Below are 21,792 nucleotides of genomic sequence, written 5' to 3'. Positions count from 1 at the left end.
ACACTAGCACTAGCTGTGTAGAACACGACTGGGCTGATTCCGTGATTTTTTGCCAGTATGAGAGGTACGGCGGGAAGGCATTCGCTCACGCCCCAGCCGAGCTTGGTTTCATGGCGTTCTCGAATGGTTTCTGGGTTGATGCGCGGGGGCTTTTCTCAAGCGAAGAATCGGTCGAATGGGTTGCACCGGAGAGAATCTTGGCGCTCTTCCGGGAGCGCGGCACTCGCCCAAGTCTGTCCAGCAACGTTTTAATGATCGACCACAGATAATGGGAAATCGGTTCTGGGGAGATAGGATCAGAAATGACTAAGAAAAAGCACCTCGAAGTATATAGCGATGAACTTGTCAGAAGCTCGAATAATTATCATCAGCTTCATGTAGCCATAGCCTTTCTGATCGAGGTGTTCACGGATGCAGAGAACGACATGAACACCGCATTAGAGGAGCTATCAAAAACTGCCGGACATAAACGTGAACCTTACAAGGTAGTTTCCGATGAGCTGGTTAGAGAGCAGATAGACCTGCTGAAAACAATGCAAGAATCTGAGGGTAGTAATCTCAGAAGGCTACTTCAGAAAGAGAGCGCTTTCGACCTTGTTTTTGAGGACCAATACCCAATGGTAACCGGGTATCCAGATTGGATTAACGATCTCTTTCCTTATTTCCAACCACAAGATGTGATGCGCAACATCTCGGCTGAAGGTGGAACCGTTATTAGAATTTTTGGGGATGATTTTTTGGCAGTCCCTACTTCTGTCCATGAAAGCTTTATTCAGGTTTGGTGGCCAGTTGCCGGGCAGGTGGAAGAGCCCGGCTATCTGAAAAAAGTTGCCGATCGTGTCTGGGAAAGCTTCGGTCTGGAAAGATAGTTTAGAAATCCGTCGCCCGAAAAACTGGGTGATTATCATGGGAAAACGGGAGGGCGCTATGAAATTTCCTGAGAATCTACCGGGAGGCTGGGAGTTCACAGAACCGTTTAAGCCCAGTGCCCTCGCTAAAGGTCAGGTATGGCGAAAGTGTGGGCCGTCTGACGCAATCGAGATCGTCCGAGTGATGCAGCCGGGGCACCAAGAGTTTGACGGCGGCCTGCCGGGCATCAGTGTCCGCTCAAGCCGAATCGGCAATCTTGCGGTGACCTGGTGCAAAGATACCTGGTTCATGTCCGGTACTGAACAGCAACTGATGAAACGCCTTGAAGCTGACGGTTACGCTCGGGCGAAATGACATAGGAATCCGGAGTAGCGCTATGAGAGAAGAAAAAGTTGTAAAGAGAAATCCGGCTGATGTTGTCGCAGCGATACTCTTCGGGATCGGTCTGGCTATGGGACTTCTGCCAATCGCGGTGGCATCTCTTATCGTTAAGCGGAACCTGTTCACTGAATGCTTTTCCCGGATGGACCCTTTCTGGCGATCCAGAGGATGGCAATAACTGACATTGGAAAGTTTGGTATGACTGATAAATCCTGTCAAAGCCTTGTGCGTAGTGGCCGCAAGTATGGGGTCAAAGCCCAACGGCCCGAGTCCGATATGCAAGAGCTAATCGGCGGTAAGTTCGCGGCTGGTGAAGGTGTCCTGGTGATAAATCCGGAACTGGATGACGCAGCTATAGCCACCGATATTCGGCGTGCGCTGGAAGCGGCTAAAGGACACACATTTAAGGTTGTCCAAGCGCCAAGCTCAATCAAAGACTGATTGGAATCCGGTTATTCCCAGAAGAGGAAGTAAGTAATGGCTAATATAGCATCTGCACGACAGAAGTATGCGCGGGGCCCGGTTACTGATCGCGTCCAGGCAAAGCTGGTAAGAATGATGAAAGCATCTGAGGGCATTGAGACGTTGGTAGCTGAGGACATTGTTGAGGCGATGGCCATAGGACGCAATGATCCCGAAGGCTTTCGTGCCGTCGATCAGTTTCTGAGTGAACTGAGCGAAAAATACGACGCCATTGAGAATGGCTGAGTAATGGAAATCCGGAGAGTTTGATATGCAACGCGACCCAAAGAAGTTGGCAGAGGCTAGCTATCGGCGCCTGATAGGCAAGGGGCTCCTTACTCTCCTTGCTGTGCCATTTACCGACTATGCCCTTTTTCTTGCCAGTGGTGGCTATCGAGACCTGTATGGAGCTGGGCACTGGAACCTGGCAATCGCGCTTACGCTCTTCGTAACGGCAGTAATCGTCATGAAACCCGTTTACCGGCTGGAATGGCCTTTTCAGTACCAGCTTGAGCAACGACGCAAAATACAGAAATCGTGATTGGAAGCCGGTGATGCTATGAGCGAGAAATCGAACTCAGAGAGAATAGACGATAACGACGAAGCCATTGATGCGCTCATTGGGGTCGCGAAAAAGCTTCGGCACGAGCTTGCGCTTTGCAGAGAAGCCATGGATATGAAAGGCGGGTTTGATCCGGCTTACTCAGCTGACGCTAGAAACGCAATTATCGAGGCGGACGCTGTGATCAGCGCACTCCGCCCTGAAGACTGATAGTAACGATGGAATCCGGAGCTTAGGTCTATGCAAGAGAAAAACGTCAGCGAAATCCTTGAAGCCTATAAGGATCACCGTCAGCATGCGCAAGGCTTCATTTATGGTGTCCGAGCGATGCGCAAGTTTGGTGCTTTTGGGGTGGTTCCTGAAGGGGCCCGCAAGAATCCTGAAATCGCACGTATTGAAATGGCCCGGTTTCTGATCTCACATCTCCGTCTGTGCGGTGACGACCTGTTCTCAGATGGTGAGCCCCTGAAACAACTTCAGGCCGCGATAGACGCCGAACATCCTGTTGGGAAAGACGCTGACACGCTTTTGAGCTTATGCTACACGGCGTCTACTTTACCTATTAAATAATCCTGCCAACTTGGGCTCTGAGAGCCTTATGAGAATTCGGGAGAGTCAACGATGATCACTGTAGTCGCTCACTTTACCAAAGGGGAAGCAGGTCCATTCCCTGAGCAACTCAACGGTATTGCCGGAGAAGGAAGCGTCCATACGAACGAACAGATCGGACAGGGTGGCGTGATTGTGGTCTCATTTGACACTGATGACGGTAACCTGGTGCGGGAGGCCTTCGAGGATCACCTTCAAGACAACGAAATGTCGGCTTTCGCTATGCAAAGGGTTGGAGACCTTGAGTTCTTCTACTCTAAGACGAAAACGCACATTTTTTAGATTGGAAACCGACCTGTACGACGAAGATGAGAAGCAATATTCGAGTGCGGTTGAGCAAGCTGATAAAGCGTTTCGCGCCCAACTCAATTACGGAGGTATTCGCCTCGACGCCACTCAACCATTGAGGCCTGGGGTTAGTCGTCCAATCATGTTTGATTGGCAATCTGGCGATCTCCCTGATGAGATAGGACAAATGCGCCGGCTGGCAACTGCATTTAACAGTCTTGCTGATGCCCTGGAAGATAGGGGGATTGATTGCTCGGAGCGTTTGCCGACAAAAGATGATGCGGATGAGCACGGATTTGTTGAATGGCTTCGAAGCGGTCAATGGCTTCTTGGGCTCTGGCAAGAAAAACCAGTTGATGCAACCCGGTGGCGCTGCATGAGCGCCCGAGTCTGATATGGGAATTGGAGTCTGTTATGCCAGCACGATTGAAGCAAGCTTTGTTCGCCCTGTATGCCCTGGCCTTTGTCGGGATGACCTTAGGAATTTTGCTGTTCGGATCTGCCGGAACCCCTAGCGCTGACGAACATGGATTAATTAAACAGTTGCGCGAGTTTGCGCGGCCATAAGAGAGGGACAACCGAGCATGAATTACATCAGTAAAGAGGAAGCACAGCGCCCACTCTGGGCCCAGATTGCTCAGAACGCACTACTAGCAGTATTCATATTGGCAGCTGCGACTCTTTTGATGGGCATTATGCGGGGTGGCGACACCCTGTATATTGGAGAGCATGTTGTGGACCCTTTACCTTACTTCAGCGGATCGATTGCGATAATGGTTATTGCAGCAGCGTTGATAGTGAAGATTGGACGCCACTGGCCAAGCTTGCCCAATCAACCACGGCCTGAGTAGATATTGATAAATGGGGCCCGATTTCATGAAACAATGGCTCCAGAGCGAACTCCCCGTTGACCCTGGCAGTGAAGATTTTCCGGTTGAGGAAAGAAAAGCAAACAACCTCAATAAACTGAAGTGCAAGGGGGTGATTTTAGTTGCTGGGGAGCAGACACCATGGTGTGCCAAGTGCGACGCGCCAACCCGTTATTGTGGGCCGAAAAACAGATATGTGCGATGCCCAAAATGTAACCTTATCCAATGTCCTTATTTAGCATAATGAGCAGCAGAAAGATAATAATGGCACGAAACAACTACACCAAATCATCGATGTTGGTTTTTGCGCTTTCTTTACCACTAGCGCTGGCAATGATTTACTTCGTGTTCACCATGGTCAAACTACTCATTAAAGGGTATTTAGCCATGGAGAATCAGGGCTACCCAGCTTGGGCGGTCTTTATTGCAGCCCCTATTGTAGTGGGCATCGGGATTTCGATGGCTGGGCTCTTCCTTCGATGGTTGCATGATCGTCTCAGCGGCTCTGGTAACGGAAATCTTAGATCCTTATCCTCAACTACCGGATTCAAATTCATGACAATCACGGCACTGGTTTTGACCGGCCTGATTGGGGCCTATGATTTTGCAACCCAAGGATCTGATAGCCCGCTTGTTTGGGCGTTTGATGGGCGTTTTGCTTCGCTATTTTGGGTAGCAGTGATCGGTATCGTTATCTGGTCACTTTCGCCCCGGGCGGTCGAGAGGGATAACGTAGGTGGGTAGTATTAATTCGGAGACAACCATGAAGCGGAATACTCTGCGTGTACTGAATGCTTTGCTATTCGTTGTGCTTTCATTTTCGGCAGTGTACTTGATTATGGGAGACATACCGATTCGACAAGATCCGAAATTAGCGTTTGATATTTGGTTATTGGGGCCGCTATTGGTGATTGGTGGGCTTCTGAGCTTGATTATGGTTGAGGTTGATCGATTGTTAACGGGGCAGAAGAAGCATTGAACTCCGAACGCGACACTTCCTTCAAGTCGCAGATACTGCCCTGGACGTAGAGCCGAACCGGTGGGACGCCCAGATAGGGAAAGGAGGCGTTCGGAGTGAACAGGAAAGACAGCAAATCGCCCTCATCGGGATACTGCGAGCGCAGGGCTTTGTGGATCAGGACAAACAGCTTAATGCGTTTGAGCACATGGCTGGACAGTCCTTGCGAAGATCCACCCCGATACACCAGCAAGTCCTCACGACTGATTCCCCCTAGCAACCTGCACTGATCGGACTCTTCAATCCCCCACGCACGGGCAATACAGAAAAATGCACGCAGTGCCGCCTTCCCAATTATTTCTCGCTGGGACAGGCTGTTCGCGATATGGGGATTGCGTGCAGTCACCGCTGAGAGCTCCTGATTACCTGGGTATCAGACAGTTCCAGTTGCCGGCCAACCGCGATCGCCTGACGCACGAATGTATTCACGACCCTGGGTAACGCACTGGAATGAACAGCGGTAGCGTGCGAGGCTGCTGAAGCCTCGGGAAAGGTTGCCATCATAACTCCCGAATCATCCACCGCAACCTGCATGGACACGGCATCTGGCCAGCGCCCACGATATCGCACTTCTTTCGATTTTCGATTGATGATCATCATGTATTCCCCAGGCATGGTCGGATCCACATGGACCGTGAACTGCTCAATGCCGAGGCTTTGCAACTCCATTTCAAGATCCGGGGCGACTTGCTGAGGTAGTAACTGCAGCGGGGCGTGAGGCGTGCTGGCGGACTTCACCGACACCGAAGTCTGCCCTGCTGAAATAACGTACCAGGTGAACACCACGCTCAGTATTGAGGCGCACGCAGCACATACGAGAGAAACCAGGACGGGCCTCTTCCAGAAAAGCTCGCTCAGAATCTGCACTTGACACCCACTTCAGTTTTAGGCGAAGCCTGTGGCTGAGCCGTTACTGAACGGTCAGGCTCCGCCTGGCCGTGAAGAAAGGCCGGAGGCCGCCGCAAGGGCCAAAGGCCCGCACGACGCCCAGTGAATTGCTGGCGGGTATCGTCAGCATCTGTTCCGCCACAAAGCCCCACAGGTTCTCCCCGCTAAAAGCAGAAAAAGGTTAGATGCTCTCACGGAACGTGACGGAGCAGACGGGGTTGTCGTACGCATCTACTTCGAGCGTTGGTCGAATGTGGTACGTCTTGTGTGGTTTGAATGCCCATTGCTGCTGACCGTAAAAAAGACGATGTCGATCGGCGTCACGATCTGATGAGTAAAGTTTGCATCGCAGGCTGATCATGTGAATACCCGCAGGAAGGACGATCGGAAAGCCAGAATCAACGCCCTGCCCATTGAGAGAGGCGACTTCCACACTCAGTCTCTGGTGAGCAGCATTTGGCACGTCAACGGTGACGTTGGCGCTAGTGTGAAGTGTGGACGTAGGAACTGTGCCCTCCGGGTGATTGACCTCGAAAGGATATCCGTTGCCAGTAGCGCAGCCGCCGACTACGAGACTGGTCGCCAGACCAAGAGAAAGAACGAGTGGTTTCATCACAGACCTCTACTAAGTGAAGACAGCCGCCAAACGCAGCAAAAGATTATCGTATGATAACGTATATTCCACAGTAGATTGAGCGATGATCACAATGGTCGGGAACCTTGGCAAGTATGCTTCGTACTGGAAATTTGCGTTGGCGGATAGTCAGCTTGGCAAGGGAACCTTCTCCGCAGCCCACATGCGCGCGCTAGAAGGGCGGACCATTGAGCTGGAAGCCCTCAAGCGTCAATCCTTAGTTAGCGAAGAAGCCTGGCTTGCGGGTGAAACACCAAAAAACGCGCTGTCCCTTGATGAAGTTCGGAGGTGGGCCAGAAGTGAAGACACCCCGATTCCTTGGCTCAGAATGGTGGTTTACCCTTTCGTGTACTTGTTGCAAGCCAGCCATCAGCATGGCTACAAGCGAAACTTCTTTATTCCTGAAATGATTGCCCCGGTGTCTTTTACGGTTCTGGTAAACGCGGATGGTCAGATCAAGGCTCATGGCCGCCCCGGGATTGCAAGGGAGCTGCTTGAACCAGCTAAGGGCGCTCGATCTATAGTGATTGGTTCTGTCGACACCATGGATGCTTTTTACGATGAGAACCCCTTCCCTGATTACTATGACAACCCGGATGAAGATCGCCTGCCTATTAGCGACGTTTTGGACTACTGCAATCGTTTGCTGGATTGCGTCTGTGAGGTGGAGCTCAGTGCGCCGTCCGGAGTGGATGAAGCCAGGTATACGCTGACTCATCATGCAATGATTCATAAAGCTCGCCAAACCGAAGCTTCTAATCGGCCTCTTATGGAGGTTTACGACGCGATTCTTCGGCAAAAACCTAAATTGACGTTGTTGCCAGGGATTCTCAAAGATAACCGTCAGGAGGTTGAAACGCCTACGCCTCAGGCTCGCACAATGAGTTTGAGATCCGGGAGCATGCATACCTCCATGGAGATGGGCGAAGATCAGCGTCAATCCGTAGGCGCCGCCCTGAGTATTGACACTGGCCAGGCCCTCGCTGTGAATGGCCCTCCCGGTACCGGCAAAACCACCATGATTCAAGCGGTAGTAGCGAGCTTGATAGTCAACGCGGCCAGGGCTCGCAAGGATCCTCCGATCATCGTTGTCGCAAGTACCAATAACCAGGCAGTGACCAATGTGCTTGGCTCTCTGGAATGGGGACAGAGTGATAGTCCACTGTATCAACGATGGATTGACGGCTGGGATAGCTTTGGACTTTATCTGCCCTCGTTCTCAAAGCGAGAGCGCTCAGAGGAACGCGGACTCCCTACTCGAGAGCGCTTCGATCTTTTCGAAAGCCGCGTAAGCATTGACCATGCGAAGATGCGATATGTTGAGCGTGCGGGTGCAGTGTTGGGCAAAACCCCGGAGGATGTCATCGCGGCCGCTGAGGCAGTTCATGACAAGCTTAATCAGGAAGCGAGAATTCTCGGCTTAGTGGAGGAGCTTCAGGCTGGATTTGAGAGTGTCCGAAGAATAGGTCAACTCAAGGCACTCCACCAAAAGCTGGTTATCTTTCAAAAAGAGTGTGCAGGGATCATACCGGAATCCGAACTTGGCAGGGTTGTGGGTGAGTTGTCCTCGATGCTGCAGGAGATGGCGAGCCTATTCAAACAGGCGCAGGCGGCAGCAGACGTATTCAAGAAGCAAAATCGAAAACGAAGTGAAGCCCGGCATAGCGTCCATCCACTTCTGAGAAAGTTAAGCCATCTTCCAGTCATAAACGTCTTGTATCTTCGGCAGTATCACGCTGCTCTTGAGCGTGTAGGGCTCCCCAAGCACATTAATCCCGCATCAGCTCAGCGGGGTTTGCAGGTATCCCAGGGTGAGTTTGGCCGAGCGATCAGAGCGATTGGTACCGGGCCACGATGGGACCGGATATTAAGTAAGCTGGATAACCTGATGGACAGGTATGTTCGCCCTCGCCTGTTCGCATGGGCGACCCACTGGTATGAGGCTCAGTGGATTATCGAGGTCGGGGAGACGGTTAGGGCCGGCGACTCCGATAAACGCACCAAAATCAAAGTCGAACGCATGCTGCGGCGTCGCAGTAAGCTTGCACCCTGCATCGTGGCCACCTTTCACACCCTTCCCAAGCACCTCAACTACTGGGAGCACCGCACACAGAGGGAAGTTCCTCTGTTCGAGATCGTCGATTGGCTTATAAACGATGAGGCCGGCCAATGTGCGCCCGAGGTTGCCGGTGCGACGCTCGCATTGGCCAAACGCCTTATTGCGGTAGGCGACTGCTGGCAGATAGAACCAATATGGAACATCGAGCCTCATGTCGATATGGGCAACCTGGTGTCCGCAGAGATCGTTACCGCCGATGAATTGGAACACCAACTGGATGCCTTGGAGTTTACTGGGCGACTTGCCTCGTCAGGCAGCACTATGAAAATGGCACAAGCCGCCACCCGCTTCGGGACGCCGGGGGCTGGCCAGCCCGGGCTGACACTTACCTCTCACAGAAGATGCCTACCCGATATTATCCAGTATTGTAACGAGCTCTGTTATGAGGGTGTATTGAGACCCCTGAGGCAAGACGCGAAGACAACCCCACTCCCGGCAATGGGTTATCTGCACGTTCCTGGCGTAGCGGAGCGTGTTCGTGGTTCACGGAGTAACGCCATTGAAGCGTCCATTATTGCCGGCTGGATCAATGAACATAGTGAAATGCTGCAGGACCACTACGAGAGCCGGGCACTTGGGGATATTGTTGCGATTATCACCCCCTTCAAAGAGCAAGCACGGACGATTCGAGACCGGCTGCAGCTCCGACTCGGTTCGGGTGCGGATGATATAACAGTAGGCACGATTCACGCGTTGCAGGGTGCTGAAAGACCGATTGTAATTTTCTCCCCCACCTATTCAAGTCATCAGTCCGCATCACTGTTTTTTGACGCAAGCCCGATGATGCTGAATGTTGCAGTATCGAGAGCAAAAGACTCGTTCCTGGTAATTGGTGATCTCGACGTTCTTAAAAATGGGCAAAAACCCTCTCGCTTGCTTTACGATCACCTCACCTTCACGGGGCGCCCCGTAGACTGGAACTGGGATCCCACAGATGTAGTTGACGATGCCAGGCATGCATGGGGCGAGGATATTATCAAGAGCCTGAAGGGACACGATGAACATCAACAAGCTCTACAAGCGATTCTGAGTCGCGGGGATGTGCGACAGTTAACACTGGTTTCGCCATTGATCAGCATGGATGGTCTTCGACGGTATGCAGATGACTTAGTGAAAGCTGCCCGCGCCGGCCGAAGGGTTCAAATTGTCGTCAGCAAGCGATCAAATACCCATGGCGACCAGGGAGCTATGTTTGGGAAAGCCTGCGAGCTACTGGAGCAGCAGGGCGTCACGATCGTTACTGCAGAGCACCTCACATGGAGCGCCATGTTCGCCGACGATCAAGCCTTCGCTTATGGGCAGGGCAGCTGGCTCGGAGAAAACGGAGACGTGGAACAGGAATGTCGATCATGGTTGATTTATGGCGACGCTTCAGCTTCCGAATGGAAGCGTTGCTTGGGCGCGTCGGGTATCGATCTGGAGTAAAGTGCGAGTAATCGAACAAGCCGGTCGGGGTTGATAGCACAGGTTGTCGCATTGCATATACTATGCAACAACTATTATGTGAGGATATCCGCCATGACTGTTAGTGTTGTTCGTCAAACTGTAGTTGAAGAGTCTCTGGACATTGACCTTTCTCCCGAGCAGCAAGCTCAGTTCGACAAACTGACCTCGTTGGAGGACAAGGCCGCCTATTTGGATTCATTGCTCGCAGATGATCAGGCGGCGGTTTCGGTTGCCAGTCGGAGCGAAATGAGCGCAGTGACTCAGGTTCAGGACGAGAACAATGTGATGGCACCAGCCGCTCCGGAACATTACACCGAATACCTGAGCCAGAAGCGCAAAGAATCCATGCCGCTCAAGGAGCACAGCGTTCGGTATGTCGGTATCAATGAAGATGGTTCGATGGGCGTCAAATCCCAGAAGATCGAAGCACCGACATACATGGAGGCCATTGTTGAGCTGTTCAAAAACGCGGTTCAGAACGGTGAGATGATCGATCGAGTGATGCCGGCCCCCTCAGGAGAGGTGGTTCCAGCGCTCGTGCAGCTCGATGACCGGGTATTCGATCTGACGCCAATGGCGGACGAACAGGGCGCGACCTTGATGGTGGGTGCGATTGCCATGAACCTGAAGCGGATGGGTAACGATATTTCGCTGTCCGTGGAACACCAACACAGTGGCGAAGAGCTGGATTGCCTGACTATCAGTGACGAAGACTACCTGAAAGGCCTAGAGCCAGAGAGCGGCCCGCGGCTCAGCTGATTAATCCACGCCACCTGTCATAACGATCAACCGGCCATGAACAGCACAGAATTCTGCGATGGCCGGTAATTGATCCAAAATATCCGCAACGTGTGGCACGCTTCGACTCGGCGCCCCTGCAATCCTCCCCCAGACGATCAGAGCTTCAGGAGGGACGCCCTGAGCCAGTAACACCCCACATACACTGTACCAGTCGGATGCCTCGGGGAGTTGAGAAATAACGTGTGCGACCGACACGAATTCATGGATCCCAGGGTAAGGGCTAAATGCTGGATGACAATGTGCGACGTGCGAAAGGCTGTCGCTGATATCCGCCCGCCCCAAGAGTTCACCAGGCGCATTACAGCAAGCCTTAATGGCTAACCAAACCCATGGGTGAACATCACCAGGATTGAGCTTCGGCTCTCCTGCCTGCTCGACAATTCGCCGGAACTCCACTTCAAACAATTCCCGAGTGATGGTAGCTGCACTCCCCAGCAATTCCAGGGTTTCATGCATGGATTGGATGGCTCGCACGCGACCTTCAATGGAGTCCAGATCAACCGTTTGCAGGAGTCCATTTATCCAGTAACTCATTAAAGGCTCAGAAGGTAGATCATGCCAACCCTCTGCTGTGACTCCCGCCCGGATCATTTCGTCGGGATCCCGATCCGCGGGTAATCTTTGAATGAGGAACTGGTCACCATCTTTGTAGTGGGACAGCAGCATGCGGGCTGTCCGCAGCGCTGCAGCTTCGCCAGCGCGGTCGCCATCAAAGCAAAACACGATGCTGCCATCGCTGGTTCGCTGGCGGAGCTGCTGTAAATGCGACTCTGTGAATGAAGTGCCCATGGCGGCCACGGCCCAAATGCCGAGGGTCGAGAGGGCAATGACATCGGTGTAGCCTTCAACCACGATCGCGGTACCGGATCTGGCACGCAGCGCCCACTCCGCAGCATGTTTTTTATCAAGGCCACAGAACGCCTGCATTCCGTAAAGCAGTTGGGATTTGTTGAAATAGGGAGTTTCAGGTGAATTCAGGTACTTTGGCCCGGGATCTTCATCATTCACTTTCCTACCAGCAAAGCCAACGATGTTGCCGGCCCGGTCGGCGACAGGAAACATGATTCGGTTCCGAAAGAAAGGCGCTCCGACGCTTTTCTTCCAGAGCCCTACCCGCTCCAGGCTGTTCAAAAGCTCCGGACTCTCAGGGCGGCATTGGACCGCTTCGGCGAGATACTTGAGAAACGCGGCTGAATCGTTTGGAGCGTATCCGAGAAGAAATGCCGACTGAGAAGTAGTTGTGATATGGCGTGACGCGACAAACTGAGCAAATTCCTTGCTGCATCTCCCCTGCTCGATGAAAAAGCTGGCCGCATGGACGAGCAGGGATTTCTCGTGGTCCGCATTCAGCGTTTTCTGCTGGCGGCTCTTGGGGCCCTGCGCTCTTTGAGCAGCAGTCCTGGGCGCTGAGGGCAAGTCGACGCCTACGTGTCTTGCCAGCCATTTGATCGCGTCACCGTCCGATGTTCCTTGCATCCTGGCGACGAAGCGAATGATGTCGCCCCCTGGCGTGCATCCGGCCCGGCACAGGTAGACCCCCTTGACGGGGTTGATATAGAACGACGGACTTTTTTCATCGTGGAAAGGGCATAGGCAAACATATTCGGTGCCAGCCTTCCGCAAGGTTAGCCCGAATACATCGCGAGCGATGTGCAGGAAGTTTGCTCGCTCTTTAATGGACTCAATAGCGCGTTTCCGGTCACCTGAATGTTCGGACAATCGAACTTTCCTCTGCTTACTTTAATTACCACATAGACTATCATTATTTGAACGTCATTATGGCCATTGAACGAGCGTTATGAGCGAGAAGAAACCCGTAGTCCTTACCCCAGATCAATACAAGGTTGCCACTCATATCGACGGGCCGCTTATCGTTCTGGCTGGCGCCGGAAGTGGTAAGACAGCCACAATGGTTGAGAGAACCGACCACCTGATACAACAGAACATCCCTCCTACAACGATTCTTCTCGTTACATTCTCCCGGAAGGCAGCTACGGAACTTGGTAACCGTATTTCTGCACGCTCGGGGTGGGAAGGCGAAGGCGTAGTTGTCGATACCTTCCACAGCTTTGGTTATCGGTTTCTGCGGAACAATAAGGAGCTATTCGGACTCAGTGAGGACCAGCATTGGGCAATCCTGGGAGAGAATGATCAGCGCCGCATGCTCAATGAACTGGCGAAACCGTTACTGGATGAGCAGAACATTGACGCGCGGAAGTTCCGGAAATACCTGTTACAGAAGTTCAGCGACTGGTCACTATTGAAACAGGATGGGAAGCGCCCCGGTAATCGGCATGACACCATGAAGGCGCTGGCGGAGGTTCACCAAAAGAAGACCGGTGATCATCAAATTAAGCTTCAACCGTGGGATCACATCGTCGCGGAGGTGCTTCAGGCGTACGAACAGGAGAAGCACAAAGGCGCCTACCTCGATTACGACGATCTGCTATTGCATACACTGCAAGCATTGGTGAAGTATCCGGCCGTTGCCGAATCCTTGGCCCAGCAATTCCGATACATCATGGTCGATGAGTCGCAGGATACCAACCTTGTGCAGTACATGATTATTCGGCAAATCGGTAAGCACCATAAAAACGTTGTGATGGTCGGTGATGATGACCAATCTATCTATCGTTGGCGGGGTGCCCGGGTTGCCAATTTGCGGCGATTCATAAAGGACTTCGGTGCGAGGACAACCCGCCTCGAAGAGAACTTCCGATCCTATTCCGGGATTGTTGAGGGGGCGAAGCGCCTGATCGCGCATAATCAGGCGCGACTCCCGAAGAATCCCTATTCAAAAATCGCAACCGGAGACCGCCCGGAATTGCGTGCGTTCTACACTGATCGAGAAATGGCCAATGACATTGTGGAACAGGTCAAGCGAAAGCATGACGCGGGTGTGCCACTGAAGGACATGGCAGTTCTCTATCGCACAAACCGAATGACGCAAATCCTGGAGCCCGCGCTCAAGCGTGCTGGTATCCCCTACTCTGTTGTTGGTGGCATGAGCTTCTACGAGCGGGCCGAGATTCAGGCAGTCCAAGCGTGCGCCAGAATTGCCTGGAAGCATGATGACTGGCAAGCATTGAAAAATCTTGAACCCTACATCGATGGAGTTGGCAAGAAGGGGCTGAGCGATGCTATTGAAAAACTGAAAGACGATGGGATGAATCTCCTGGAATTCATGCTTCATGAATCCCCGCAACAATATGGTAAAGCCGGCATCCGCCTGAGAGAGTTTGTCGAAGGCGTGATCTTGAACAGCCTCGCAAAATACGGGCTTGAGGGATTCACCCAGGCGGATATTGCTGAGCATCTGATCCAGTGGATGAAGGATGGTCCGATGAAGATTCTGGATCGGGAGAAAGATGACGTGCTTCGGGAGCGAAGGGAGCAGAATCTGGAGCAGTTACTGCATGAGATCGCTCAAGCCAAGCCGGAGAATTTCTTTCTCTACATGATGGAAGCCCCACTCTCTGATTACGTCGCATCAAAGGATGATCAGGACCACCTGACACTCTCAACCATTCATCGAAGCAAAGGTCTTGAGTGGCCGCATGTCCTGATTGCAGGGTTTTCGGACGGACTCATGCCGTTTGAGCCTGAAAAACTGCGCTCCGGCGTACCAGGGTCATCCACACAGGCCGAGGATGACTCGGAAGATGGTGGGCGCCCGGAAGAAGAGCGGAGCCTGTGCTACGTGGCGATGACCAGGGCAATGGAGAACGTCTCTTTTTATCACGCAAACTACTACAGCTTTCCTGGCTCCGAGCCCGCAGCGCTGGAACTCTCTCGCTACAGTGATGAAATAGGCCTGGATATTTCACCGCAGGCCGCAGAAGTATTGAGTGCGTACGATGAACCAGCGGACGACGCGAGTGTGTCAACGTCCCTTTTTGGCAGACTGGGTATGGCATAATTTGGGCATCTTTGTTTCATATCGTATAACCGATGTGATCATTAGAGGATGCATGAATGCTTTTCAAAAATGTCCGCGTCTACAAGCTTAAACCCGAGTTTTCGCTCTCGCTTAGCGATCTTGAAGAAGCGGTGGCCAAGAAGCCGGCCCGGGAGTGCCAGAATCTTGAGATGGAGTATCTCGGGTTTGACTACGTTTTCACCGGATCTCGTCTGCGAGTGTTACCGGTTGAAAACGAGCGGGTATTCTATCTTCGGCTGTGCCTTTCTCAGCGGATATGTCCCAATTCGGTGATCAACAAGGAGCTTGGTAAGCGAGTCCGGAAGATTGAGAAAGATCGTGGAGAGCCGGTAAGAAAGAAGGAAAAGAAGGAGCTCAAAGAACAGGTAAAAGCGGAATTGATCGTCAAAGCCTACCAGAAGGAGTCATTCCTGCAGGTGATCATCGATTTTGATCGACACCAGGTATGGGTTGACCAAGCATCCAATAAGAAAGCCGAGGCGCCGCTATCCCTACTGCGTAAGGTTCTGGGCTCCTTCCCGGTAACGCCACTATCGGCCGACGGCTCACTTGCCCCCTTTATGAAATCCTGGGTGCTTGATGAAGGCACGCTCCCTGACAATTGGGCCCTTGGCACTGATGCGAAGTTGGTAGACGAAGCTGAAGAGAAGGCTTCCGTTACGGTTAAGTTTGAAGACCTCACCGATCAGGACATACTCGCACTCCTGGCGCATCGCTCCGTTGTCGAGCTGGCCCTGTGCAACAACGATACAGTGAACTTCAAGCTTCACGAAGACGGCACAATCAAGAGTATCAAGCCGCTCGTTAAGCCTGAACCGACTGACTCGAATAACCGAGCAGATCTGTTTGATGCGGAGCTCTACTACACATTAGCCGAGCTCAGACAAATCATAGGAAAGATCGCCCCCCTATTAAGCGCTGACGACGATACACAATCGTCCGGCGCCTGACATTTTGAAGAAAAGGAATCCCTGTGAGCACTACGCGATTTGTTGACAGAATCGTTGATAATCTGGACGCGATTCTCGCCTATGCCCATGGCGCAGTATTCAAAACTAACCCCAAAGAAATGCTGGACCTGTTTACGACGGATGACGATCATACGTTCGTCACAAAGGATGGTTCGTTGATTTCTGTGATCCGCGTGCGGGGCATTACATCGACTATGTATGCCGAAGAATTGCAATCTGCGATCACAGAGATTTCTGAAGTTATGGGCAAAGGCATGCTGACCGGGGGGGAACACTCGATCAATATCTCTTTCGAGTTTGACCCCGATGCTGCCTACGACTACGCCAAGAGAGCGCTGGGCCCAACCCGAAAAACCGCCCACCGGTTACGCCTTGGCAGCCTCATGGACGCTGTGTTTGAAGAAAAAGCACAGAAAATGGCGGAATACTGTCAGGTTGAGAATTGCTACCTGGCGCTGATTACTACCCCGGCCGGCATTCACAAAAGCGACCGCAAGAGTGAGGTTAAGGCCCGATCAGAAGCCATGCGAACCTGGCCTGAAACCGCAGAAGCGATGCTGAATGATTTTGCCTATCCCATGTTGCGGACGAAGCACCGAACCATGGTGCATACCTTCATTAGCTCCATGAAACGGCTCACCTCCCTGAAGGATGTGGGACTGTTGATGGAGCTGATTTCGGTCAAAGCATACCTGAGAGAAGTTAAGCGGGCAGTTGAACCGGAAACCCATCCTCAGTGGGAGCCCAGAATTGCAGCAGACGTATTCCAGGACATTCGGGTACCCGTAAGTCCTAAGGAACAAAAGCCTCACCTGTTTGATTCAGTAATGCCGCCGGCTCTCGGAGATCAGATCTTCAGTCGGACCCCTCAAACCGTGGGCCTGCGGTATGCCATCCTGGGTAATCGGGTTTACTACCCGGTAGCCCTTTCAATTGGTCCAAAGGATCCGGAAACGTTTGATCGTTTGATTCAGCAGGCATCGGACCTTCGATTACCCTTCAGGATAAGTTTTGGCTTGAAGGCTGGCGGTACTGCCTTTGGATTTCTCAACAGTATGTTGGCCAAAGTATTCTTCTGGACCAGTAACGCCAACAACCAGATCAAGAATGCGTATAACGGACTGAAAGACTACGAGGATAAGGCGGAAGGGTGTGTGCCAGCGATGTACGTTACGGCATGCACCTGGGCCCCGCTGCGAAGTGCCTACAATCAGAAGAAGAACGAAGTCATCTATGATCTTAATGAGATCAATGACCGGGCCTCAAAGCTTAATCGTTCTCTCCAGGCATGGGGCGGGTGCCAAACGACCGACACCTTTAACGCGCCTCTTGAGGGTGTAATGGCCACGCAAGCAGCCATGTTTGATCGGCCGCTGGGTGGCGTGATGGCTCCGCCGATGGCGCATGCTGTCGGCATGTCCCCCCTCTTCCGTCCAACCACTTCGTGGACACAGTCCGATGGAAATGTACTTCTGCGCTCTGATGACGGCCGGTATATTCACTATCAGCAGACCAGCTCAAAACAGAATGCCTGGGTAACCTTGGTGGTCGGCCCTATGGGCTTTTCTAAATCCACCACGCTGAACACGCTTAACTTGATGTATCTGCTGAATCCCAGTCCGGAGCCCGAAATTCCCTACCTGCGCTGCATGGACATTGGCCCGTCGTCGCGCTCAATCGTCGATCTCGTTCAGGCTTCGTTGCGCCCGGGTGAAGAGTATATTGCGCAGTACATCCGTATCCAGAATGCGAAGGATTACCAAGTCAACGTATTCGATACGCAGCTTGGGTGTGAGTTCCCCTTACCGAACCACGCAAACTTTCTGGTGAATTTCATTTCCACCATTTGCTATTCCATGGAAGCAGACGCCAGCACCGCGGCGCGCCTGCCCGGGCTCGTCTCCGTGTTGGTCAAAAAGCTTTACAAGGATTATGCATCCAGAGCGAACGGTGGTGACCGTGCCCGCCTTTACTACGTGGGGGGAAACAGTCTCGTCGACCAGAAAATCGATCAACACGGTATCGAATTTGACGAGCTGACAAGCTGGCATGAAATCCGAGACGCATTATTTGATGCCGGCGAAGTGCGCGCGGCACTTATCGCTCACCGTAAGGCGATGCCTGTGCTTGGCGATTTGATCGGTGTAGCAGCGACAGATGAGATCCGTAGTGACTACCCGGATATGGTTAACGGGGTGTCGTTGATCGACCTATTTATCCGATCCATTCGGGAGGCTATGGAGCTTTATCCCATTATGCAGGGTGAAACTCGCTTTGAGCTTGGCGAAGCCCGGGTGATTGCCCTGGACATGGAAGATCTTGTGCCCCGGGAACAAACCGATCGCGCTTTTTGGCAAGCATCAATCGCCTTTTTCATCGGCTACGATATGCTTACCAAAGATTTCTTCTTCCATCGCGATTATCTGAAGTACATCCCGAAGCGCTTCTACAAGTATCACGCTCGACGGGTCAAGAACCTGGAGACAGCTCGTAAGCGGTTCTCGATGGATGAGCGACAGCGATTCGCAAATATTCGGGCTGCACAGCAGCAGGTAGACTCGCTGATCGCTGAAGGCCGGAAGAACTTCATTGACATCCAGGTGGCCAGCCAGCTGTTTGAACACCACACTGAACAAAGCATCAAACTGGCGACGACCATCGTGATGCTCGGTGCTGGCAACATGGACGAAGCCGAGATCAAAATGGTGAAGACCCGGTTTTCTCTGACGGATACCCAGATGGGTGTTCTGAACAAGATCCGGCCGCCAACACAGAAAGGCGCCGAAGCCTTGTTTGTGTTCCGGACGCGGGAAGGTAACCAGGTGCATCACGTTCTTCTGACGGAAGGCCCTATTTACCTCTGGCTGATTGCAACCGAAGCGGTAGACCGTTCGATTCGGGCAATCATGTACGAGCGTTTCCCCAAAGGGGAAGCCTTGATGCGCCTGGCCAAACGCTTTCCAGGAGGCAGCATAAAGAAGGAGTTGGAAGCTGTGCAGGCTGATGAGTTGGATCGGGATGATGATGTCAACGAAGACCTCATCAAAGCCTTCGCGGATGAATGCAGTGAACAGGCGTTCACTCCTTAATTTAAAATCGCCAGGTTTTACAAGTTGTAATTTGCAAACGATTGCAAAATATTGCGGCTTGTGTCGCAAGATCAACAAAAAATTGGCGGCTAATGGAGTATATTGGCGCCATTAAAAATACGGCATACACGAATCATCCTGATGGGCGTATAGAGCAAAGGAAGTTGACTGGAGCGTTCGGCACGCTTTACCCAAAAAATAGCAGCATGAAGACTGCGCTGTTCTGGAGTATAAAACCGCATGTTGATTGTGGATTGTGTAATAGGAACCAAACTCGCTGCGAACCGAGACAGTAATCGCATTGAGGACATTATTTTTAACGTTCAGCCTCTAACTGAGCCTGACGAACAGCTGGCGGAAGCGTGCTTTGTGGGAAGTCAGCTGAAGAAGGGAACCGTTGAGATCGTTCTGGCGTCTGAATCGGGTGAAGAGTTCGCACTGACGCTGAAGCTTGCGACCCCAGAGGAAGAGCAAATGCTCCGTGACTATCTGGCCACCTGTAATAACGTCAAGGTTTGCTACCTTGAGGGTGACAAGCTTGCCAGCGGCTATCCTGAGCGGTTTGATGTCCCGCTCACTTTCTTTGAGACAGAGAAGGATATGATGGCCGCCGCGATGGAAATGCGGGCGTGATTCAGGTCGAGACTATTAGAAAGAGAGCCATCTATGACCCCCATTGATTCCTCCCGAGAGGGATATTTTGAGAAGCTGGCTGCAGAAGGTTATGTGCTCAGCATTCATGGCCCAAAGTCCGGTGCGGTATCCATTACCAATGATGGGACCGCTAACCTGGTCGAGCAGTATGGGCTCTCACAAAGCGCGATTGATTCGGCACTGAATAATGGCGCCGCCGATCGCCGGCTCTCGCTGGCGGAGGTTCTGCGCAACTATCAGAGCGCATCGGGCGGCCCGCGAGAGCTGCTGAGCCAGGCACGGGATCACCTTGCGGTGATTGATGGTCAGCTGCAGGCGACTGAGGATGACAAGCCTATCGGCCCGACCAACTGACTGAGCAAGCCAACAGCCTGATTTAAAAGAGAGCCCTGCTCTCTTTTTTTTTCGGCTGTAGTTTCACTTTCTGCACTTCCTGACAATCCGCCAGCTCCGGTTCTGCCCATGGCAGAGCTGGAGCACTGAACGGTCAGGCTTTGCCTGGCCGTGAAGAAAGGCCGCAGGCCGCGGCAAGGGCCAAAGGCCCGCATGAGGCTGTCGCCGAACTCGGCTGAGCATTACCGTGGAATGACCTACACCAGTACACGATTTCCCCTCTCGCTACAGAGCAGGGCCGCGCGTTCCTAACACCCACAGTGTACGTTCCCCCATAAAAGAGATATGGGCTCTAGCCCGCAACCCCTCTGCCTTACCAAAACAAGTTGACAGTTTTATGACTATGGTTAAGCATATACGATGCGATAACGCGTTATTTCAAGGAGCTGTAATATGAAATTTGGTAATCCTTTCAACAAGGTAGCCCTTACAACGGGCACCTTTGTGGTTGCCTTGATGACTGGTTTGGGCACCGTAAATGCGGGAGACCAGTTCACCACAGAGGTAGAACAGCAGGCTGTGCGAACCAAGGATGTCCTGTTTAACCAGGTTGGAGCTGACACCCCAGAAAGCGTAAGGCCAACGGGGAACCAGGCTATGAATACCGTGAATTCAGTGACGGATGCTGCAGGCGGAGCGACAGACGTGGTTAGCATCACCGCCCAGCAAGTGAAGGCTCAAGCTGATGCTAAAATTGCTGACTTAGAGAGAAAGCTCGCAAACGCGGGCGCCGGGGAGATCACGGTCAAAACCGAGAATCGCAAGATTCGTTCGGAAAACATGTATACGAACAAACAATTCGTAATTGTGGACTGGGTCCAAACGTATAGTTGTGGCGGTAAGAACGGCGGCCCATGTGGTTATGTGAACCTTTATCCCAAGAAAAGTTACGTATGCACCGGGGATTTGATGGGTGTCTATAAGGTTACATATCAAGGTTCGAAAGAGATTACCTCGGATCTCCAGCGTACCTATTACACAAAGACCAATTTGCGTACCTACTATAAGGACGATTCAAAATGGCTGTATCAGAAAAAAGGATTTAAGCATACGACAACAGGTCTCGGAGCTGTATGCAAATAGAAATGGTGAAGAGCAGCCGCCACCCTCAATTTCGTGTTTGAGGTACATGCAAAGTAAAATTCACCAGACTGAAACATTCCAGAAGTTATACAATGCGATAATCAAGGCATCTTAACTACCCGGAGACCCAAGATGCCCAAAAGAACGATCGCCCTGGCCACCCTGCTCGTCAGCGTGGCCATCCTCCCCTCCGCATTCGCGGATAGCCGCTTTACCACAGAAGCTGACACGAAAGCCCGAATAGAGCAGGCGTTGTTCAATTCTGTGGGTCAGACTGCTCCAAAGAGCGTTAAGCCGTCCGTAAATGGTACGGTATCGGTGACCAACTCAACGATGGATGTTGGCGCCTCGGCAGCTAATGCTGTCAACATTAGCGCTCAGCAGGCAATGCAAGCCACCCAGCTTAATCAGGGAAAGATTGCTTCGTTGGAGCAAAAGTTGGCGGTATCGTCCACTGGGGGGAATGTAACCTCGAAATCTGTAAAGAAAGAACTCTATTTCTGGATTGATGAGAGCGGAACAGACGACGATCGTTGGATTCATAAGATTGCAATGATTCTTCAGATCTATGTGGATGGACGAAAGACCTCAGAATCACTAGCAAGCTGCAATCGTACAACGGGCTATCGGAATCCTCCACATGGCGCGCATTACGTAAAGATTCGGGATGAACGTGGCGAATATGCCCTTTATCCCGGCTGTTAAGAGCTTTCAG

At 52.2% G+C, this 21,792-nt stretch carries 25 protein-coding genes; 21 read left to right on the top strand and 4 right to left on the bottom strand.

Annotated elements, in window-relative coordinates; all coding sequences use genetic code 11:
* The first annotated feature begins 302 nt into the window (after positions 1-302).
* The 12 genes from ACSSVV_RS08450 to ACSSVV_RS08395 all read left to right on the top strand — a co-directional run bounded on the left by ACSSVV_RS08450 (position 303) and on the right by ACSSVV_RS08395 (position 4,785).
* On the top strand, positions 303-869 hold the full coding sequence (locus ACSSVV_RS08450; protein ID WP_136630277.1) for a hypothetical protein: 567 nt from the start codon (positions 303-305) through the stop codon (positions 867-869).
* A gap of 58 nt (positions 870-927) precedes the next feature.
* A complete protein-coding gene (locus ACSSVV_RS08445) occupies positions 928-1,224 on the top strand; it encodes a hypothetical protein (RefSeq protein WP_454106077.1) in 297 nt (98 codons plus the stop codon).
* A gap of 225 nt (positions 1,225-1,449) precedes the next feature.
* Positions 1,450-1,692 carry a hypothetical protein gene (locus tag ACSSVV_RS08440; RefSeq protein WP_454106076.1) on the top strand — a complete coding sequence of 81 codons (243 nt, stop codon included), beginning with the start codon at positions 1,450-1,452 and terminating at the stop codon, positions 1,690-1,692.
* 36 nt (positions 1,693-1,728) lie between these two features.
* The gene (locus tag ACSSVV_RS08435; protein ID WP_454106075.1) at positions 1,729-1,959 is read left to right on the top strand and encodes a hypothetical protein; all 231 of its coding nucleotides are present in this window, start codon (positions 1,729-1,731) and stop codon (positions 1,957-1,959) included.
* A 25-nt stretch (positions 1,960-1,984) separates the two neighbouring features.
* A complete protein-coding gene (locus ACSSVV_RS08430; RefSeq protein ID WP_454106074.1) occupies positions 1,985-2,254 on the top strand; it encodes a hypothetical protein in 270 nt (89 codons plus the stop codon).
* A gap of 18 nt (positions 2,255-2,272) precedes the next feature.
* On the top strand, positions 2,273-2,485 hold the full coding sequence (locus ACSSVV_RS08425) for a hypothetical protein (protein WP_454106073.1): 213 nt from the start codon (positions 2,273-2,275) through the stop codon (positions 2,483-2,485).
* 30 nt (positions 2,486-2,515) lie between these two features.
* Complete coding sequence (locus ACSSVV_RS08420; RefSeq protein WP_454106072.1) at positions 2,516-2,845, top strand: hypothetical protein; 330 nt, start codon at positions 2,516-2,518, stop codon at positions 2,843-2,845.
* Between the two features lie 51 nt (positions 2,846-2,896).
* Positions 2,897-3,166, top strand: coding sequence for a hypothetical protein (locus ACSSVV_RS08415; protein WP_454106071.1), 270 nt, complete (start codon positions 2,897-2,899; stop codon positions 3,164-3,166).
* A 1-nt stretch (position 3,167) separates the two neighbouring features.
* A complete protein-coding gene (locus ACSSVV_RS08410; protein ID WP_454106070.1) occupies positions 3,168-3,566 on the top strand; it encodes a hypothetical protein in 399 nt (132 codons plus the stop codon).
* Between the two features lie 20 nt (positions 3,567-3,586).
* On the top strand, positions 3,587-3,739 hold the full coding sequence (locus tag ACSSVV_RS08405; RefSeq protein ID WP_454106069.1) for a hypothetical protein: 153 nt from the start codon (positions 3,587-3,589) through the stop codon (positions 3,737-3,739).
* 17 nt (positions 3,740-3,756) lie between these two features.
* Positions 3,757-4,023, top strand: coding sequence for a hypothetical protein (locus ACSSVV_RS08400; RefSeq protein ID WP_454106068.1), 267 nt, complete (start codon positions 3,757-3,759; stop codon positions 4,021-4,023).
* A gap of 282 nt (positions 4,024-4,305) precedes the next feature.
* Positions 4,306-4,785 (top strand): hypothetical protein, encoded by a 480-nt coding sequence (locus tag ACSSVV_RS08395; RefSeq protein ID WP_454106067.1) that lies wholly within the window; start codon positions 4,306-4,308, stop codon positions 4,783-4,785.
* Between the two features lie 188 nt (positions 4,786-4,973).
* On the opposite strand, the gene ACSSVV_RS08390 is transcribed toward ACSSVV_RS08395, so the two are convergent.
* From ACSSVV_RS08390 to ACSSVV_RS08380, 3 genes are all read right to left on the bottom strand, one after another.
* Positions 4,974-5,405 carry a hypothetical protein gene (locus ACSSVV_RS08390; protein WP_454106066.1) on the bottom strand — a complete coding sequence of 144 codons (432 nt, stop codon included), beginning with the start codon at positions 5,403-5,405 and terminating at the stop codon, positions 4,974-4,976.
* Positions 5,402-5,803, bottom strand: coding sequence for a hypothetical protein (locus ACSSVV_RS08385; protein ID WP_454106065.1), 402 nt, complete (start codon positions 5,801-5,803; stop codon positions 5,402-5,404). The genes ACSSVV_RS08390 and ACSSVV_RS08385 overlap by 4 nt, the downstream gene beginning before the upstream one ends.
* A gap of 325 nt (positions 5,804-6,128) precedes the next feature.
* Positions 6,129-6,560, bottom strand: a complete 432-nt coding sequence (locus ACSSVV_RS08380) for a hypothetical protein (protein ID WP_454106064.1) — start codon at positions 6,558-6,560, stop codon at positions 6,129-6,131.
* Positions 6,561-6,645: 85 nt separating this feature from the next.
* On the opposite strand from ACSSVV_RS08380, the gene ACSSVV_RS08375 reads away from it, so the two are divergent.
* Both ACSSVV_RS08375 and ACSSVV_RS08370 read left to right on the top strand, forming a co-directional pair.
* Entirely contained in the window at positions 6,646-10,125 is a 3,480-nt protein-coding gene (locus ACSSVV_RS08375; protein WP_454106063.1) for a DEAD/DEAH box helicase, read from the top strand.
* Between the two features lie 93 nt (positions 10,126-10,218).
* Positions 10,219-10,905, top strand: coding sequence for a hypothetical protein (locus ACSSVV_RS08370; protein WP_454106062.1), 687 nt, complete (start codon positions 10,219-10,221; stop codon positions 10,903-10,905).
* Here the strand turns inward: ACSSVV_RS08370 and dnaG are convergent, their stop codons facing one another.
* A complete protein-coding gene (gene dnaG / locus ACSSVV_RS08365) occupies positions 10,906-12,666 on the bottom strand; it encodes a DNA primase (RefSeq protein ID WP_454106061.1) in 1,761 nt (586 codons plus the stop codon).
* A 79-nt stretch (positions 12,667-12,745) separates the two neighbouring features.
* Here dnaG and ACSSVV_RS08360 point away from each other — a divergent pair, with 79 nt between their 5' ends.
* The 7 genes from ACSSVV_RS08360 to ACSSVV_RS08330 all read left to right on the top strand — a co-directional run bounded on the left by ACSSVV_RS08360 (position 12,746) and on the right by ACSSVV_RS08330 (position 21,782).
* Positions 12,746-14,866, top strand: coding sequence for an ATP-dependent helicase (locus ACSSVV_RS08360; protein ID WP_454106060.1), 2,121 nt, complete (start codon positions 12,746-12,748; stop codon positions 14,864-14,866).
* Between the two features lie 56 nt (positions 14,867-14,922).
* Positions 14,923-15,837 carry a recombination-associated protein RdgC gene (gene rdgC, locus ACSSVV_RS08355; RefSeq protein WP_454106059.1) on the top strand — a complete coding sequence of 305 codons (915 nt, stop codon included), beginning with the start codon at positions 14,923-14,925 and terminating at the stop codon, positions 15,835-15,837.
* A gap of 23 nt (positions 15,838-15,860) precedes the next feature.
* Positions 15,861-18,947, top strand: coding sequence for a type IV secretion protein IcmB (locus ACSSVV_RS08350; RefSeq protein WP_454106058.1), 3,087 nt, complete (start codon positions 15,861-15,863; stop codon positions 18,945-18,947).
* Positions 18,948-19,187: 240 nt separating this feature from the next.
* Complete coding sequence (locus ACSSVV_RS08345) at positions 19,188-19,580, top strand: hypothetical protein (RefSeq protein ID WP_454106057.1); 393 nt, start codon at positions 19,188-19,190, stop codon at positions 19,578-19,580.
* Between the two features lie 33 nt (positions 19,581-19,613).
* The gene (locus ACSSVV_RS08340) at positions 19,614-19,955 is read left to right on the top strand and encodes a hypothetical protein (RefSeq protein WP_454106056.1); all 342 of its coding nucleotides are present in this window, start codon (positions 19,614-19,616) and stop codon (positions 19,953-19,955) included.
* 432 nt (positions 19,956-20,387) lie between these two features.
* A complete protein-coding gene (locus ACSSVV_RS08335) occupies positions 20,388-21,077 on the top strand; it encodes a hypothetical protein (protein WP_454106055.1) in 690 nt (229 codons plus the stop codon).
* 132 nt (positions 21,078-21,209) lie between these two features.
* Entirely contained in the window at positions 21,210-21,782 is a 573-nt protein-coding gene (locus ACSSVV_RS08330) for a hypothetical protein (RefSeq protein WP_454106054.1), read from the top strand.
* Positions 21,783-21,792: the final 10 nt, after the last annotated feature.

This window comes from Marinobacter sp. MBR-105, from assembly GCF_053628895.1.
This window is presented reverse-complemented; position numbering and strand designations above follow the sequence as displayed.